Below are 15,184 nucleotides of genomic sequence, written 5' to 3'. Positions count from 1 at the left end.
CAAATAACTGCACAATGGAAATTCGTAGAGATGTATTTCAGGCAATTGCCGACCCTACCCGCAGGGCAATTTTAAGTTTAGTTGCCATACAAGCTATGACGCCCGGCGCTATAGCCGAAAATTTTAGCTCATCGCGGCAAACTATTTCAAAACACATTCAGATTTTAAGTGAATGCGAATTACTGCATCAAACCCAGACAGGACGAGAAATTCATTATCATTTAAATCCTGAAAAAATAAAGGAAATAGACAATTTTATAGAACCATTTCGTAAAATGTGGGACGAAAGGTTTAATAAATTAGAAAGTATAATGAAAAACTACAAACCAAAAGAGTAGAAATCATGGAACAAAAAACCAAAATTAAAGCCGAAAACGGCAAACAGGAACTGGTAATTACAAGGGAATTTGATTTGCCATTAGAATTGCTTTTTAAAGCATATACAGAACCTGAAATTGTAGAACAATGGATGGGAACAAAAGTGCTGAAACTCGAAAATAAAAAACACGGCGGCTGGCAATTTGAAACTTCTGATCCAAAAGGAAACGTTGTTTTTCAGGCTAATGGCGTGATTCATGATTTTGTAATGAATGAGAGAATTACAAGAACCTTTGAAATGGAAAACTCCCCTTTTCCGGTTCAGCTTGAATTTTTAGAATTTGAAAAAGTAACAGATCAAACGAGCAAACTTAATATGCACATCGTTTATAAATCGACTGAACTTAGAGATCAAATGCTGAAATTGCCTTTTGCCCAAGGCATAAATATGGCGCATAACAGACTTGAAGATATTGTAACTAAATTAAAATAACTAAATTTTATAATTATGACTAAGCGAAATAAAATCATCTATTGGGTTGCGACACTTTGGCTTTCTTTAGGAATGGTGTCTACCGGAATTGTCCAGTTAATTAAAATGAAAGATGAAACAGATATGATGGTCCGTTTGGGATATCCGCTTTATTTTTTAACTTTATTAGGCGTGTGGAAATTGCTTGGCGTTATCGCGATACTTATTCCAAAGTTTGCTTTATTAAAAGAATGGGCTTATGCGGGTTTTTTCTTCGCCATGTCAGGCGCGGTATTTTCTCATTTGGCTATTGGAGATGCTGCAAAAGAACTTTTTGGACCTTTATTATTAATCGTTTTAACTGTGATTTCGTGGTATTTCAGACCTGCTGACCGCAAAACGATTTCTGCAAATTGATAAATAATATACTTTAGAATATGCTATAAAACTCCGTTAGAAATAATGGAGTTTTATAGTAAATGATTTTGTAGGTTTGTTTCTAAATTATTTCCCAAATGATACGAAAAAGCCTTTTAATCTGCATTTTGTTTTTATTTGTCAGTGCTTCATTATCAGCGCAGCAAAAAGCAATTCTTTTGAAATTAAATTCACTAACAGAAAATTTAAGAATAAAGAGAACCGAAGAGCAAACCTTTAATTTTGATCTAAAAAAAGACACTTATTATTCTATTATCGCAAATCAGCAAGGAATAGATTTGATTGTGACTTTGAAAGATAAAACCGGAAAAGTTATCCAGGAAGTTGATTCGCCTAACGGAATGGCTGGCCCGGAAAAAATCATTTTTTCGCCTGATGATTCAGATGTGTTTTCGTTAATTGTGAAACCACTCGATGAAAAAACAAATTCGCAGGAAGGAAAATATTCTATTATTGTAGAAGAAATTCCCAAAATACTTAAAAAAATACCGTACGCAGCACTTGTTCAGGATTTTGATATTTTGCAAAATTCATATTACGAAACCAGAATTGGGCTTTGGTACAATTCAAGAAAACAATTTGACAGCATTTGCAAACTCCAAAAAAGCAAAATAAAAGACAATATGAATGCCTTGGAATTTTACAGAATCCTGGCACCAATTGCTGCTTTTACAAAAGAAGGCCATAGCAATATCAAAATTTCAGATGAAACAAGCGTTTATCTGAAACAAAATGGCACTTACCTGCCTTTTTGCGTAAAAATACTGGACAAAAAAGTATATCTCATCAATGATTTAGAAAATTATAAAACAAAAGGTTTGCAGATTTCTAAAATTAATGGAGAAAATATTGATGACATTTTAAATCATTTTTTGAGTATCGAACCTTCTGATGGTTTTAATATGACTAGTAAATACCGTTGGGTCGAGAAAGCATTTTCTAAATATTATGCTCGTTATTATGCACCGGCAAAAACAATTTCGTTAGAATTACTTGATCCGGTGAGCAATCAAAAAGTGGTGTATGATGTTGCTACATTAACTTCTAAGGAATTTAATAAATTATACAGCACGGTTGCGGCATCAATCCCTAATTACGATTATAAAGAATCTGCAACTTTTGCCATTGATGCCAATACAAGTACGGCAACTTTAACGGTTAATACGTTTAGTTTAAGCGGATATAAAGATAAAAGAAAAGGATTTCAGGAGTTTCTGGAGAAAAATTTCAAAGCAATTTCAGATCAGAAAATCAAAAATTTAATTATTGATATCCGAAGAAATGAAGGCGGCGAACAAGGTATGGAAGATATTTTATTGTCCTATTTAATACATCAGGATTATAAAAAATATAAATATGTAGAAATTCCGGCGTTTACCTATTCGTTTCTGGAATATACAGATTATAAAGATCAAAAAGACGTATTGATAAAAGAACTAAAAGAAGATTTTTATCAGGCGACAGACGGAAGGTTCCTGAATCGTGACGGTCATTATTTTGGCGAAAAACCGAATCCAAATAATTTTAAAGGTGAAATTTTTATCCTGATTAGCGGTTTAACTTTTTCCGGTGGTTCTGAATTTGCTGCGTTGGCCAAAAATTATACGAATGCAAAATTTATAGGAGAAGAAACCGGCGGCGGATATTACGGAAATTCAAGCGGAAGTTTCCTGAAATTCACACTTCCTAATTCAAAAATTGCAGGTAGGATTCCGTTATGCAAGTTCGTAATCGAAGATAAAAATTTTGGAATTTCTTTTGGTCATGGCGTAATTCCTGATGTTATTATCGAAGGAACGATTGATGAATATCTAAAAGGATTTGATACTGAAATGGAGTATGTTAAAGGGATTATTTACTAATTGATTAATGAACTTACAATCCATAATTTTCTAAATTTTATTTATTATTTGTCCTGAAATTTGTTTTATATTAGTAACAAAAAAGGATAATTAACCATAAAATATTTTATTTTTAAAAGAATTAAAACGAGCCAAAAAAACAAGCAATTATGGAAGATTCAAAAAATCAGGCAGACACAGAACCAAAAGTAACAGGTATTGGCGGTATTTTCTTTTTTACCGAAAATCCGAAGGAAACAAAAGAATGGTACGCTAAAAATTTAGGACTTGATACCAACGATTGGGGAGCAACTTTCGAATCGAGAAACCTCGACAATCCAGACACCGTAGAATCGACACAATGGAGCCCTTTCAAAAAAGACGATGCTTATTTTTCTCCATCAAAAAAAGAGTTTATGATCAATTACCGCGTTCAGAATATTGAAGGGCTTATTGCAAAACTCAAAGAAAACGGCGTTACTGTACTGGACGAAATTGTCGCTTACGATTACGGGAAATTTGTTCATATTATGGATGCTGAAGGCAATAAAATAGAACTTTGGGAACCGGCTTAATATAAAATCCAAGAAAGAATAAAAAATAATACATCTGGTAAAAGAAGAATTTTTGATGCCATAAAATTGGCTCATCAAATCGTATTTTGAGCTAAAAATTATAATAAGATTTCCATTTTAAACTATAAAAAATGCTTGAAAATTTCCCGTTTTACTTAGGTCTGATAATCGTAATTTTATTATTGATTATGCTGGCCAACAAAATAAAAGTGGCGTATCCTGTATTATTGGTATTGGCAGGATTAGCGATCAGTTTTATTCCTAAAGTTCCAATAATACACATAAAGCCAGATCTTATATTCTTTATCTTTCTTCCGCCATTATTGTATGAAGCCGCCTGGACCGTTTCCTGGAAAGAAATGTGGCGCTGGCGACGTATTATTACCAGTTTTGCTTTTATAGTGGTTTTTCTCTCGGCACTTTCGGTAGCTTTGGTTGCTAATTATTTTATTCCGGGATTTTCATTGGCATTGGGTTTTGTATTAGGCGGTATTATTTCTCCTCCTGATGCTGTAAGTGCGGGCGCAATTTTAAAATTTGTCAAAGTTCCTAAAACCATTTCATCTATTCTTGAAGGTGAAAGTCTGCTGAATGACGCGTCTTCCTTAATTATTTTCAGATTTGCGATGATTGCCGTTGCAACAGAACAATTTATATTCTACAAAGCGGCTTTAAGTTTTAGCTGGATGATTTTTGGCGGTGTTGGAATTGGTTTGCTTATCGGCTGGCTTTTTATGAAAGCACACAAATATTTGCCCACAAATGCTAATGTCGATATTGTTTTGTCGCTTCTTACGCCTTATATCATCTATCTCGCTGCCGAAGAAGTTCATAGTTCTGGTGTTCTCGCTGTAGTTTGCGGTGGTTTGCTTTTATCGAATAACCGACATCGTTTTTTAAGCAGTAAATCTCGCTTGCAGGGAATAAATGTCTGGGAAAGTCTGTGTTTTATCTTAAACGGATTGGTTTTTATGCTGATCGGATTGGATTTGCCACAAATTACTTCCGGACTTGAAGAAGTTAGTATCGCTACAGCAATTGGTTATGGCGTTTTAATTACGGCTGTTTTAATCGTAAGCCGAATATTATCTGCTTATGGCGCTGTAGTTGTTACCCTGATTGCGCGTAATTTTATTACGGTTGCTGACAGAAGACATCCGGGATATAAAACGCCTTTTATATTAGGCTGGACCGGAATGCGCGGTGTTGTATCTTTAGCAGCCGCCTTATCGATTCCTGTTTATTTGAATAACGGAAATGGATTTCCGCAGCGAAACCTGATTTTGTTTATCACCTTTATCGTGATTCTTTTGACGTTATTAATTCAGGGGTTGACCCTTCCCTATTTTATTAGAAAAATTAAACTTACAGACATTTATGATCCTTTGCCCCGCGATGAAGTTTATAATAATTTGCGAAAAGATTTGTCTGAATATGGGATTGATTATCTAAAAACTCATTATAGCGATCAGATAGAAAATAATACGTCGCTGCAGCAATTAATTCAAAAAATGGAGCAACACAGCAAAGGAATCGATGATGAATCTATTGCAGCGGAACTCAAAACTATTTATCTTGATTTATTAAATAAACAGCGAGAATGGCTGATTAATAAAAATAAAGAAGACCGTTCATTAGATGAATCAATCATCAGGAAACAAATGTATTATCTGGATATTGAAGAAGAGAAAGTGATTCATTTTTAGAAACATCAATCAGCTCCACCGTCGACACTATCAAAAGTTTCTCGTTCTTTAGGTTTAATACTATATTTAAGAGAAACCATTGGCCCGTAATAAACATCAAATTGAGTTCCGTTTGTTCGCAATTGCATTTGTCCGATAATGCCCGTCAAAAAATGAAGATTGGGTGTAATTCCGGCTGTATAATAGACTGATAACCTAAAAATATCAAAGTTTTGCTTCGCATAATCTTTAGAAGCAAACTTGAGCATAAGTTCTGTATAATAACCAATATTTGGTGCTAAGAATAAAGGTTTGGTGCTGCGCTGCGGGAGAAAATGATTAACGCCAAACCGCATTCTAATTCTCGGAATTGTGCGATGAATGCCGTTTCTGTCATCAAAAAATTTAGTTTCAAAACGAACTTGTTCAAAAATATTTCCTTTTGGCATATTCTGCGAAAATGTTCCCATTATAATTAATCTCTGTTCGAGAGTTTCATAATTGCCCATTTCTTCTACTGCATACTTTTGGTTGTGCGCATATCCCAGCCATAATTTTATGTCTTTAAAACCAGAATAAATAAGCCACGGTCTTACAACAACACGCTGTGTATATTCGAAAGGATTTTTAGTATCATAACTTCCCTGAGTTACCAATTGCACATCGGCCTGACCGCTTAAATTCCATTTTTCATATATAGGAAAAGCAACATCACCTTCTTCTATCGAAGCCGGAATAAATCCAATGGTGTAAGGAGGAGATAATTGTGCCGTAGAAACTTGCGTGATTATAATAACGAATAACAAAATAAAACCGTTTTTAAAGATGCTCATCTCTTTTAGTTTATAAATTATTTTAAATTTAATTCATAATAAAACAGCGATACATTTTCCGGAAGCCAAAGTCGTTTCATATTATAAAATGAAACCAAAAGAATAATTTAGCAGAATAGTTTGCTTTGCAGAAATTGCTAACGAATTTAAACAGCAAACCCGGCAGATTTTAAAAAACCTGTCGGGTTTATTACCTATAAACTTATTTCTCAATAATCTTTTTTCGATGTTCGATTCCCCAATCTGTCAGATTTTTAATTATAGTTTTCAATGTTTTTCCGTGTTCCGTAAGTTCATATTGCACGGTTATAGGCTGGTTTCCAGAACCGTTCGCTTGATGAGTTTGTTGACTTCAATCAAATATTGTTTTATATTAGCAGGAGTAATTTTTATTTTAGATTTATAGAAACAATGCAACTAATAAAAGATAATAAAAATGAGCCAAAAAATACTTTCAGAATTAACAGACCAGGAATTGTTGCAAGAAGCAAAAAAAATGAAATCTACTGCTATAATTAATGCATTCTTAATTGGGTTTCTTATCGGAATTGTTTTCTATAGCGTTATCAAAAATACTTTAGGATTTCTCACATTAATCCCTTTGGTTCTCGCCTATAAACTGAATAATAATTCAAAATACAAGAATAAGGAGTTAGAAAATCTTTTAAAAGAGCGAAATTTGAAATAAACTAAAAATTGGATTATATCTTTTTGTTTGCGACCGTTTCGTCTTCAGCGCTATTTTTCTTTTCGATGTTTTTTCTTTGCTTTTCATATCGGTCACGCCATTTTTCGGCCAGGTGACTAAAATTGATAAAACTTCTTTTATCATAATTTTGCTGAAGTGTTTCGAGATACGTTTTTGTCCAATCATAAAAATGTATCATTTCAAAGGCATTAGCATCAAAACATATATCCTTATCATATACTTCTTTGAATATTCCTAAAGCCATGCGCTCATAAAAAGCCAGCATTTGATCAGCCAATTCTATTGCTTTGCTTTTTTTGTCAGCATCATGTTCCTGTTCAAGATATTCCTGAAAAGATTTACCCGATGATTCAACAAAAAAATCTTTCTGAATTATACCTTTTAATTCATTATAGACAGGCAGCATTTCGTTTTTAACACGATCATGAAGAAAATCCATAGCCGATTTGCGCTTATTGTATTTTAAGTTAATATCTAAAGAAAAATACACCAAAAAGGCCGAGGAGAAAATAGAAAAATAGCCTATAAGAGCCATCGTATTATCTTTGGAGAATCCAAAACTAATAGCAATGTAAGTAATAAGGGCAATAATAGCCACTATTGAAAGGGTTATGAAAATAATTAATTTTCTCATAAACATAAATTTACAGACTTTGTCAGAAATATGCAAATGAAAAACACTTGTAATTTAAACATGAAAATAGATTTACCTGAAATTACAAATTAGCCTACATAAAGTTATTTCTTATATTAGCTTTAAAATCAAATATAGACTAAAGTTGTCCAACAAGTAAAATATATGTATTTGAGTCATTTATACACAAACCAGCGATAATTATTAATGAAGCAAACTACACAAAATAAAATATTGATTATTGTATACACGCTTCTTTTAGGCTTTTTAGTTTTTGTACAAATAGAAAGACAAAAAGAGTTGTGGGAAATAGCAGCTTCCATTGTAATTGCAATGACACTTTTATTAATATCTATTTTAAACATAAATAGAATCAATTATTACACATTTATTGATAATGTTTTAACGGTACGCCAAACATTCACGAAATCAAAGCAATATTGTTTAAAAGCCGTTTCTGGCTGGAGTGAAAATCAATATGAAGTATTTGGAAATAAAACACGAAGAGAAATAGTTTTAAAGTTAGATGGGAAAGTTAAAATTGGTTTGTCGAAAAGGAATTCGAAAGATTTTGAAAAGCTTTCAGATTATTTAAATGAAAATTTTCCCGAAGCGTTTGAGGGACGTGAAAAACATTAAAATATCTATTATTCGAAAGGATCTCGATAGTTATGTTTTACATAAATCGTCGGGTTCCGAAAAGAAATTTACAGAAAAATATAGAAACGCTGAGATTGTATTGAAGATCAAACAAAATGAAAACATATTACTCGATACTATATTTAGAAAAGAACAATTTCTAAAATCGCTGGGAAAAGATTTTTTAGACATCGCAATTTTTCATAATTATTGGTTTAAGAAGATTGACGAAAACGGAATTGAATTTTGGGGTGTAATTACAGAACCGGAAACAGACAATGCTGTTGATTTTAATCATTATTTTAATTTAAAAACCAAATCATTAGAATTTAGTATCCCAAAAGTAAGTGAAGAATAAATACAAAATTTCCTTCTGATAAAACAAGCAGAAATGTCAAAAAAAAAGTCTCAATATTGAGACAGTTTTTTTTATCGAATTATTTTTAGATAGGCGTTATAAACATCGTCCTTAATAGAAGTTCGCAGATAAACTTCGTTTTCGTCTTTTGTTTTTAAATCAAATTGAATTAAAGCAGCATCCGAATAATAAAACAACGAATCATCAACCGGAAATTCAAAATTTGAAATTGGCATGGTTGTCAATTTCGTTTCGACTGCTATTTCACCATTAGTGATGTCAATTTGAAAAAGTTTTGCTTTATGCGTATATCCCCAAATATTATCATCCTGCTCCGTAATATATTCAACATTGTCAGCTTTAAAATCAGTTTTCCATAGCTAAGTTCCTGTTTTTGAATCAACCGCATATATAGAAGAAACTTCCGGGCCTTGTGCTGCAAAATATATTTTTTTGTCTTTGCACACGATGCGTTCCTTGATATTAGACTGATTTTCATCAAATTTAAATTGCCATAAAATATCTGGCTTATTAGGACTTAAAGCAAAAAGTTCATTTTTTTCATTTGCTATAAACACATTTTCTCCATCGGTTACAGGTTTTCCATGTATAGCGGTTTCGAAACTTTTTTTGTAAATAAGTTTTCCTGTATTTGCTTCAAAACTATAGAAATTAGTACCACTTTGAGTGAAAACTTTGTTATCGAAAAATAAAACGGGAATATCATTATTTGTAGCATCTAACTTGTAATTCCATAACATGCTGCCATTTTTTATATCAAGAGCATAGAGATAGCCATTTTGAGCAGTTATAAATAGTTTTCCGTTATTTATGGTTGGAATCTGATCTTTTAATACAATTTGATCTGTGATATTACCGATTCTTGATTTCCAAAAAACAGTACCATCCTGATTATCAAGTGCGAAAATTTCACCGTTAATAAACGGAATGTATATAACTCCATCAACTAGCGTTATTTTATTGGCGCACATTTCAGTATAAGGATTTGTAGCTTTTACTGTCCAATTAATGCGTTCAGCTTCTAAATCAAAAGAGATAAGCGAACCATCGTAATCATAAATTAGGATTGATGTGTCGTCTAACGGAACTTTTGTAACTGACTTTATCACTTTATTAGTGATTATATCATCAGGTTTTGAAGTAGTTGGCGCTTGCCCAAAGATATTTATAACAATAAATACAAATAAAAGAGTTATTAGATTTTTTTTCATTTTTAAAATTTGGGGTTGATAATTCGATTTCTTTTTCAGCAATAAACTTGCCAAGAAAGAATACCTATGCCAAATGTAGTAAAAAATTATTACAGCATTTGAGAAGTTATAAGGTCTGTAAATTGTGGATTTGACCTTAAAATAAAGAATAAGCAGAAAAGAGAGACTTAATAAATTGTAGTAAAGATATTTTCTTATATTCGATTGAAGAAAAGTCAATTATTGCTTAAACCGTCTTAAAAAAATGAACATGAATTTACAGACTTTCCCAATATTGATTACCGAAAGGCTTACACTTCGGAAACTTTCAAAAAAAGATTCCGAAGAAATATTGCAATTGCGCTCGGACACAGAAATAAATAAATTTCTTGACCGGAAACCAAGCCAAACATTAGAAGACGCCTTAAATTTCATCATCAGTTTAATTGAAAATAAAAATGATGACCTTTTTTATTGGGCAATTACAAAAACTGGCGAAGATAAATTAATGGGTACAATTTGTTTATTCGACTTTTTAGGCGATTTAAAGAAATGTGAAATAGGATATGAACTTCTTACTCCATATCAGGGTCAGGGAATTATGATCGAAGCTGTGAAGAAGGTTTTAGAATACGCCATTAAAACCCATGGCATAAAAACGATAGATGCACAAACACATAAAGATAATCTAAGTTCCATTAAACTTCTTCAAAAATTAAATTTTACGAAATTGGATAATATAATCGAAAATAACTCAAATCTTATTTTGTTTAGATTGACAATTTAAAGCTGGCAAAGCCCGAATATTAGGAACTGACGAAGAAGTATTTGATAAACTTTGAATAAAAAATAGATGATTACAACAAAAAAACGTGATCTAAACGAAAATTTATCAGAAATTTCTCATTTGGTAAAAAACTGGTTTGAAATTGTATGATACATTATTATGAGAAAAACTCTAAAAGTAAAATCCATTTCCTTACCAAATTGTCTCAGATAATAAATTTATTTCTATTTTATTTTGCCCGTGAGTTATCAAAAGTTGTAAGAATATTAATAAAATCAGAATATCATTTTTCATTAGATATTGGTTTCTTTAATTTTGAAGTAACATTTTTCACAAACAATTTTAAATTTGCCTTGTTCCCAGCATTTCCCTGCTAAACTATCTTCTTCAACTCTCACTTTTTCACATTCATTACACCAAGCTACAAAATCGTCATCTTCGTACTCAAATTCCATGTCTTCAGATGTTTCAAAAGATTCTTCAAATCCATTTTTGCTTCCTTCTTTTAAATGCTGACATACAAACGCTCGTCTTCTTCTATCATGATTTTCACAATCCACATATTTAGTCTTTTCTCTTTCAGCTAAATCATTGTCAATCAATTCTGTTAATACAATGTGAATTTTTAAATGCCCAATAACAGGTCTGTAAACACCAATACCTCCAATTAAATTACAACAAATAGACGACAATTCCCATCCTATTTCTTCATACGAAGTAAATTCTCCGTTAATTAAATTCTCATACTTATTTGCAATTCCAAAATCTATAATTTTTTCACCATCAACGGCTACATTTTTTGATGTATTTTTATTGTCCCAAGACCATTTCCAAGTTTTTAATTCTGTTGAATAAGTACCAACTTGATAATATCTAAAATTAATAATTTTATCTTGTTTAGAAAGAGTTATGATTCCGCTTGGTTGATCATAATCCCAACTTGTATAAGAATTAATATCATAAGACTTATTTAAATTATCCTGCAGTTTTTCTAATTCGTCAAAACAATTTGTCAAGAAATCTACATATGTCATATTGATATAATTTTATATTGGTTTAAGTTATTATGCCTCCTTATATGATGTCTAATATATAAATTTTTAGAACAAAAAAAACTCCAAAATCTAATGACTTTGGAGTTTTTAAATTCTGTGGGCGATGAGGGGTTCGAACCCCCGACCCCCTCGGTGTAAACGAGGTGCTCTGAACCAGCTGAGCTAATCGCCCTATTTTACTAGGTTGCTATCATTGTGTGATTGCGAGTGCAAATATACAGCTAGAATTTGTATTTGCAAGTGTTTTTCAAAATAAAATGAAATATTTTTCAGCTTTTTTGTTTACTAATCTATTTTTCAGCTTTTTAAAAAGTAAATAAAAATTACGATTTGTTTACATTTAGTTAAAAAATGAAATCTGAAAACGGATTTTATAATATTCTTTTGTGTTCACTTGCTATAGTCCTATATTTGCATATCTTAATTGTATACTCAAATGGCAAGATTCCAAGAAAATGATTTACCTAAGGCTAAATTAGACTCTAATTCACTTCAAAAAGCACTTCGAATTTTTAAATATGGTAAAAATCATAAATGGAAATTTTTTCTGGGCTTAATTTTTTTACTCCTAACCAGTGCTACTGCCCTCGCCTTTCCTAAATTAATGGGAATGTTGGTTGATTGTGTTACTAATAAAGACCTGAGCAGAGCAAATGAAATTGCAATTGCTCTTTTAGGAATATTGGTATTACAAGCCATTTTCTCTTTTTTCAGAATTTCTCTTTTTGTCAATTTTACCGAAAATTCATTATCAAATATTCGTTTTGCTTTGTATGAAAATCTGGTAAAACTGCCAATGTCTTTCTATTCTCAAAAACGTGTTGGTGAATTAAATAGCCGTATAAGCGCTGATATTTCGCAATTGCAAGACACTTTTACAACTACAATTGCAGAGTTTTTAAGACAATTTATTCTAATCATTGGAGGTTTTATTATTTTGGGAAGCATTAGCCCGAAATTAACTCTAATGATGTTGGCAATTGTGCCAATTGTAGCGGTTGCAGCAGTGATTTTTGGAAGATTTATTCGTAAATACGGAAAGAAAACACAAGATAAAGTAGCAGAAAGCCAGGTAATTGTTGAAGAAACATTGCAAGGAATCAGCAACGTAAAAGCTTTTGCCAACGAATGGTATGAAGTAGAACGTTATAAAAATAAAATTAAAGAGATCGTAAAAATAGCCATCAAAGGCGGTCAATATCGAGGATATTTTGCTTCTTTTATCATTCTGTGTCTTTTTGGCTGTGTTGTTGCCGTGGTTTGGTACGGAATTACACTGACTATTAAAGGTGAAGTTGAAGGTGTTGGTGATTTGATTTCATTCGTACTTTATACAACTTTTATTGGTGCTTCTTTTGGCGGAATTGCAGAAATGTATGCGCAAATTCAGAAAGCGGTTGGAGCAACAGAACGTGTATTTGAATTATTAGAGGAAACTCCGGAAGATATTAAAGCGGTTAAAAATGCTGTTCCGTTACAAAAAATCAAAGGGAATGTTAGTTTTAAGAATGTCGCTTTTAGTTACCCTTCGCGTAAAGAAATTCAGGTATTAAAAGATGTAAATTTTACGGCTGAATTTGGTCAGAAGATTGCAATCGTAGGTCCAAGTGGAGCCGGAAAATCAACTATTTCCTCTTTATTATTGCGTTTTTATGATATCACTTCAGGAGAAATTCTGGTTGACGGAAAAAACATTTACGATTATGATCTGGAAAATCTTCGTGGAAACATGAGTATTGTTCCGCAAGATGTAATTTTATTTGGCGGAACAATCAAAGAAAATATCGCTTACGGAAAACCAGACGCAACTGACGAAGAAATTATGCTGGCTGCAAAACAAGCCAATGCATTGAATTTTGTAGAAGGTTTTCCTGAAAAATTCGAAACTTTGGTAGGAGAACGAGGCGTAAAATTGTCAGGAGGACAACGCCAGCGTATTGCAATTGCAAGAGCTTTGCTTAAAAATCCAAGTATTTTGATTCTGGACGAAGCAACATCATCATTAGACAGCGAAAGTGAAAAACTGGTTCAGGAAGCTTTAGAAGTTTTAATGGAAGGAAGAACAAGCATTATCATCGCGCACCGTCTTTCTACTATTAGAAACGCAGACAAAATCTTAGTTCTCGATAACGGAATAATCACAGAAGAAGGAACGCATCAGGAATTAATAAATCTTGAAAACGGAATTTATAAAAACTTAAGTAATCTTCAGTTTAGTAATTCTTAATTAAATTTTCAATTTTTTAAATTCCAATAAAAAAATCCATTTGCTTTGCAAATGGATTTTTTTGTAAAATGTAAAATCTAGAAAATTATTTCCCTTTTCTACGTTTACGTTCTGCTTTTATCATTGATAATTCGCGGCTTGTTTGTCCGGCAACCGAAGTATTTTCTTCGGCACGACGAATAAGGTATGGCATAACATCTTTAACCGGACCAAACGGAAGATATTTAGCAACATTATAACCGTTTTCGGCTAAATTATAGCTAATATTATCGCTCATTCCGTATAATTGTCCGAACCAGATTTTATTATCATTTTTTGCAATTCCTTTTTCCTGCATCATTTCCATCAATTTATAAGAACTCAATTCGTTGTGAGTTCCCGCAAAAATTGACATTATATCTAAATGCTCTAACATATAATGTACAGCAGCATCATAATTTACATCAGTAGCTTCTTTAGAAACACAAATTGGCGAAACATAATTTTTCTCTTCCGCTCTTTTGTTTTCTTTTTCCATGTAAGCGCCACGAACCAATTTCATTCCAATAAAAAAGCCTTCGTTTCTGGCAACTTCATGCAATTTTTTCAAATAATCCAAACGGTCCCAACGGTACATTTGTAACGTATTAAAAACGATCGCTTTTTCTTTATTGTATTTGCGCATCATATTTGTAACAAGATCATCAGCAGCATCTTGCATCCAGCTTTCTTCACCATCAATTAATAATGCAACATCTTTTTTGTGCGCTTCACCACAAACATGGTCAAAACGGGCTACTACCCTGTCCCACTCTGCTTGTTCTGCAGGAGTTAACGTTTGTTTTTCGCCTAATTTTTCATACAATTCAAAACGACCAAAACCTGTAGGTTTAAAAACTGCAAACGGAATCGCCAAACGTTCTTTAGCAAATTCAATGGTTTTTAAAGTCATTTCTAAAGCAGCATCAAATTGCTCCTCTTCTTCTTTTCCTTCAACTGAATAATCTAAAACAGATGAAACGCCTTTGGTGAACATTTTGTCTACTACTGTAATGCAATCATCTTCGTTTACACCACCGCAAAAATGGTCAAAAACAGTTGCACGAATTAATCCTTCAACAGGAAGATTTGCTTTGATAGCAAAATTGGTAACAGCAGTTCCTATCCTCACCAAGGGTTGGCTGTCGATCATTTTAAAAAGAAAATAAGCTCTGTCAAGTTCCGTATCACTTTTTAACGAAAATGCAACTTGAGTGTTATCGAATATTTTTTCCATTTAATTTATTTTTTGTGCAAATATAGAGAGAGTTTTGAATATTATTTAGTTAAATGTGCCATGTTTTTAGGTTTCCTTAATATCAATTCTATTAATTATAAATAAAAAAGTAAGTTTTTACATATAAAAACATATTTTTGCAGAAAA

Annotated in this window: 18 protein-coding genes and 1 tRNA gene; 11 read left to right on the top strand and 8 right to left on the bottom strand. The window is 32.2% G+C overall.

All coding sequences use genetic code 11. The features are described from left to right. Positions 1-14: 14 nt before the first annotated feature. The 6 genes from ACZ0AH_RS11905 to ACZ0AH_RS11880 all read left to right on the top strand — a co-directional run bounded on the left by ACZ0AH_RS11905 (position 15) and on the right by ACZ0AH_RS11880 (position 5,350). Positions 15-338 carry an ArsR/SmtB family transcription factor gene (locus tag ACZ0AH_RS11905; protein WP_463476013.1) on the top strand — a complete coding sequence of 108 codons (324 nt, stop codon included), beginning with the start codon at positions 15-17 and terminating at the stop codon, positions 336-338. 5 nt (positions 339-343) lie between these two features. Next, positions 344-811: an SRPBCC domain-containing protein gene (locus tag ACZ0AH_RS11900; protein WP_463476012.1), complete on the top strand. Its 468-nt coding sequence runs from the start codon at positions 344-346 to the stop codon at positions 809-811. 15 nt (positions 812-826) lie between these two features. After that, the gene (locus tag ACZ0AH_RS11895; RefSeq protein ID WP_463476011.1) at positions 827-1,207 is read left to right on the top strand and encodes a DoxX family protein; all 381 of its coding nucleotides are present in this window, start codon (positions 827-829) and stop codon (positions 1,205-1,207) included. 98 nt (positions 1,208-1,305) lie between these two features. Further along, the gene (locus ACZ0AH_RS11890; RefSeq protein WP_463476010.1) at positions 1,306-3,090 is read left to right on the top strand and encodes a S41 family peptidase; all 1,785 of its coding nucleotides are present in this window, start codon (positions 1,306-1,308) and stop codon (positions 3,088-3,090) included. A gap of 149 nt (positions 3,091-3,239) precedes the next feature. Continuing rightward, on the top strand, positions 3,240-3,644 hold the full coding sequence (locus ACZ0AH_RS11885) for a VOC family protein (protein ID WP_463476009.1): 405 nt from the start codon (positions 3,240-3,242) through the stop codon (positions 3,642-3,644). 131 nt (positions 3,645-3,775) lie between these two features. Beyond that, the gene (locus ACZ0AH_RS11880; RefSeq protein WP_463476008.1) at positions 3,776-5,350 is read left to right on the top strand and encodes a Na+/H+ antiporter; all 1,575 of its coding nucleotides are present in this window, start codon (positions 3,776-3,778) and stop codon (positions 5,348-5,350) included. A gap of 5 nt (positions 5,351-5,355) precedes the next feature. Here ACZ0AH_RS11880 and ACZ0AH_RS11875 read toward each other — a convergent pair whose 3' ends face one another. Both ACZ0AH_RS11875 and ACZ0AH_RS11870 read right to left on the bottom strand, forming a co-directional pair. After that, a complete protein-coding gene (locus ACZ0AH_RS11875; RefSeq protein ID WP_463476007.1) occupies positions 5,356-6,162 on the bottom strand; it encodes a DUF2490 domain-containing protein in 807 nt (268 codons plus the stop codon). Positions 6,163-6,364: 202 nt separating this feature from the next. Next, on the bottom strand, positions 6,365-6,466 hold the full coding sequence (locus ACZ0AH_RS11870) for a winged helix-turn-helix transcriptional regulator (RefSeq protein ID WP_463476006.1): 102 nt from the start codon (positions 6,464-6,466) through the stop codon (positions 6,365-6,367). A gap of 132 nt (positions 6,467-6,598) precedes the next feature. On the opposite strand from ACZ0AH_RS11870, the gene ACZ0AH_RS11865 reads away from it, so the two are divergent. Then, positions 6,599-6,850: an FUSC family protein gene (locus ACZ0AH_RS11865; protein ID WP_463476005.1), complete on the top strand. Its 252-nt coding sequence runs from the start codon at positions 6,599-6,601 to the stop codon at positions 6,848-6,850. 13 nt (positions 6,851-6,863) lie between these two features. Here the strand turns inward: ACZ0AH_RS11865 and ACZ0AH_RS11860 are convergent, their stop codons facing one another. Beyond that, on the bottom strand, positions 6,864-7,505 hold the full coding sequence (locus ACZ0AH_RS11860) for a DUF4760 domain-containing protein (RefSeq protein ID WP_463476004.1): 642 nt from the start codon (positions 7,503-7,505) through the stop codon (positions 6,864-6,866). Positions 7,506-7,712: 207 nt separating this feature from the next. On the opposite strand from ACZ0AH_RS11860, the gene ACZ0AH_RS11855 reads away from it, so the two are divergent. Together ACZ0AH_RS11855 and ACZ0AH_RS11850 are read left to right on the top strand one after the other, a co-directional pair. Beyond that, positions 7,713-8,144, top strand: coding sequence for a hypothetical protein (locus tag ACZ0AH_RS11855; protein WP_463476003.1), 432 nt, complete (start codon positions 7,713-7,715; stop codon positions 8,142-8,144). Next, on the top strand, positions 8,131-8,502 hold the full coding sequence (locus ACZ0AH_RS11850) for a DUF4738 domain-containing protein (protein ID WP_463476002.1): 372 nt from the start codon (positions 8,131-8,133) through the stop codon (positions 8,500-8,502). The genes ACZ0AH_RS11855 and ACZ0AH_RS11850 overlap by 14 nt, the downstream gene beginning before the upstream one ends. A 71-nt stretch (positions 8,503-8,573) precedes the next feature. Here the strand turns inward: ACZ0AH_RS11850 and ACZ0AH_RS11845 are convergent, their stop codons facing one another. Both ACZ0AH_RS11845 and ACZ0AH_RS11840 read right to left on the bottom strand, forming a co-directional pair. Then, entirely contained in the window at positions 8,574-8,738 is a 165-nt protein-coding gene (locus ACZ0AH_RS11845) for a hypothetical protein (protein WP_463476001.1), read from the bottom strand. A gap of 144 nt (positions 8,739-8,882) precedes the next feature. Next, positions 8,883-9,734: an outer membrane protein assembly factor BamB family protein gene (locus tag ACZ0AH_RS11840; RefSeq protein WP_463476000.1), complete on the bottom strand. Its 852-nt coding sequence runs from the start codon at positions 9,732-9,734 to the stop codon at positions 8,883-8,885. 250 nt (positions 9,735-9,984) lie between these two features. On the opposite strand from ACZ0AH_RS11840, the gene ACZ0AH_RS11835 reads away from it, so the two are divergent. Further along, complete coding sequence (locus ACZ0AH_RS11835) at positions 9,985-10,500, top strand: GNAT family N-acetyltransferase (protein ID WP_463475999.1); 516 nt, start codon at positions 9,985-9,987, stop codon at positions 10,498-10,500. Between the two features lie 293 nt (positions 10,501-10,793). Here the strand turns inward: ACZ0AH_RS11835 and ACZ0AH_RS11830 are convergent, their stop codons facing one another. Together ACZ0AH_RS11830 and ACZ0AH_RS11825 are read right to left on the bottom strand one after the other, a co-directional pair. Then, the gene (locus ACZ0AH_RS11830) at positions 10,794-11,534 is read right to left on the bottom strand and encodes a DUF6882 domain-containing protein (protein WP_463475998.1); all 741 of its coding nucleotides are present in this window, start codon (positions 11,532-11,534) and stop codon (positions 10,794-10,796) included. A 118-nt stretch (positions 11,535-11,652) separates the two neighbouring features. Beyond that, positions 11,653-11,727, bottom strand: a tRNA-Val gene (locus tag ACZ0AH_RS11825). 264 nt (positions 11,728-11,991) lie between these two features. Between ACZ0AH_RS11825 and ACZ0AH_RS11820 the strand changes: the two genes are divergently transcribed. After that, positions 11,992-13,782: an ABC transporter ATP-binding protein gene (locus tag ACZ0AH_RS11820; protein ID WP_463475997.1), complete on the top strand. Its 1,791-nt coding sequence runs from the start codon at positions 11,992-11,994 to the stop codon at positions 13,780-13,782. A gap of 85 nt (positions 13,783-13,867) precedes the next feature. On the opposite strand, the gene ACZ0AH_RS11815 is transcribed toward ACZ0AH_RS11820, so the two are convergent. After that, entirely contained in the window at positions 13,868-15,037 is a 1,170-nt protein-coding gene (locus ACZ0AH_RS11815; protein WP_463475996.1) for a proline dehydrogenase family protein, read from the bottom strand. Positions 15,038-15,184: the final 147 nt, after the last annotated feature.

Source organism: Flavobacterium sp. AC105, from assembly GCF_979258495.1.
This window is presented reverse-complemented; position numbering and strand designations above follow the sequence as displayed.

Bases quoted from the DNA above. Each gene is read 5' to 3' on its own strand.
- ACZ0AH_RS11905 (WP_463476013.1), top strand. From the start codon at position 15: ATGGAAATTCGTAGAGATGTATTTCAGGCAATTGCCGACCCTACCCGC.
- ACZ0AH_RS11900 (WP_463476012.1), top strand. From the start codon at position 344: ATGGAACAAAAAACCAAAATTAAAGCCGAAAACGGCAAACAGGAACTG.
- ACZ0AH_RS11895 (WP_463476011.1), top strand. From the start codon at position 827: ATGACTAAGCGAAATAAAATCATCTATTGGGTTGCGACACTTTGGCTT.
- ACZ0AH_RS11890 (WP_463476010.1), top strand. From the start codon at position 1,306: ATGATACGAAAAAGCCTTTTAATCTGCATTTTGTTTTTATTTGTCAGT.
- ACZ0AH_RS11885 (WP_463476009.1), top strand. From the start codon at position 3,240: ATGGAAGATTCAAAAAATCAGGCAGACACAGAACCAAAAGTAACAGGT.
- ACZ0AH_RS11880 (WP_463476008.1), top strand. From the start codon at position 3,776: ATGCTTGAAAATTTCCCGTTTTACTTAGGTCTGATAATCGTAATTTTA.
- ACZ0AH_RS11875 (WP_463476007.1), bottom strand. From the start codon at position 6,162: ATGAGCATCTTTAAAAACGGTTTTATTTTGTTATTCGTTATTATAATC.
- ACZ0AH_RS11865 (WP_463476005.1), top strand. From the start codon at position 6,599: ATGAGCCAAAAAATACTTTCAGAATTAACAGACCAGGAATTGTTGCAA.
- ACZ0AH_RS11860 (WP_463476004.1), bottom strand. From the start codon at position 7,505: ATGAGAAAATTAATTATTTTCATAACCCTTTCAATAGTGGCTATTATT.
- ACZ0AH_RS11855 (WP_463476003.1), top strand. From the start codon at position 7,713: ATGAAGCAAACTACACAAAATAAAATATTGATTATTGTATACACGCTT.
- ACZ0AH_RS11845 (WP_463476001.1), bottom strand. From the start codon at position 8,738: ATGCCAATTTCAAATTTTGAATTTCCGGTTGATGATTCGTTGTTTTAT.
- ACZ0AH_RS11840 (WP_463476000.1), bottom strand. From the start codon at position 9,734: ATGAAAAAAAATCTAATAACTCTTTTATTTGTATTTATTGTTATAAAT.
- ACZ0AH_RS11835 (WP_463475999.1), top strand. From the start codon at position 9,985: ATGAATTTACAGACTTTCCCAATATTGATTACCGAAAGGCTTACACTT.
- ACZ0AH_RS11830 (WP_463475998.1), bottom strand. From the start codon at position 11,534: ATGACATATGTAGATTTCTTGACAAATTGTTTTGACGAATTAGAAAAA.
- ACZ0AH_RS11820 (WP_463475997.1), top strand. From the start codon at position 11,992: ATGGCAAGATTCCAAGAAAATGATTTACCTAAGGCTAAATTAGACTCT.
- ACZ0AH_RS11815 (WP_463475996.1), bottom strand. From the start codon at position 15,037: ATGGAAAAAATATTCGATAACACTCAAGTTGCATTTTCGTTAAAAAGT.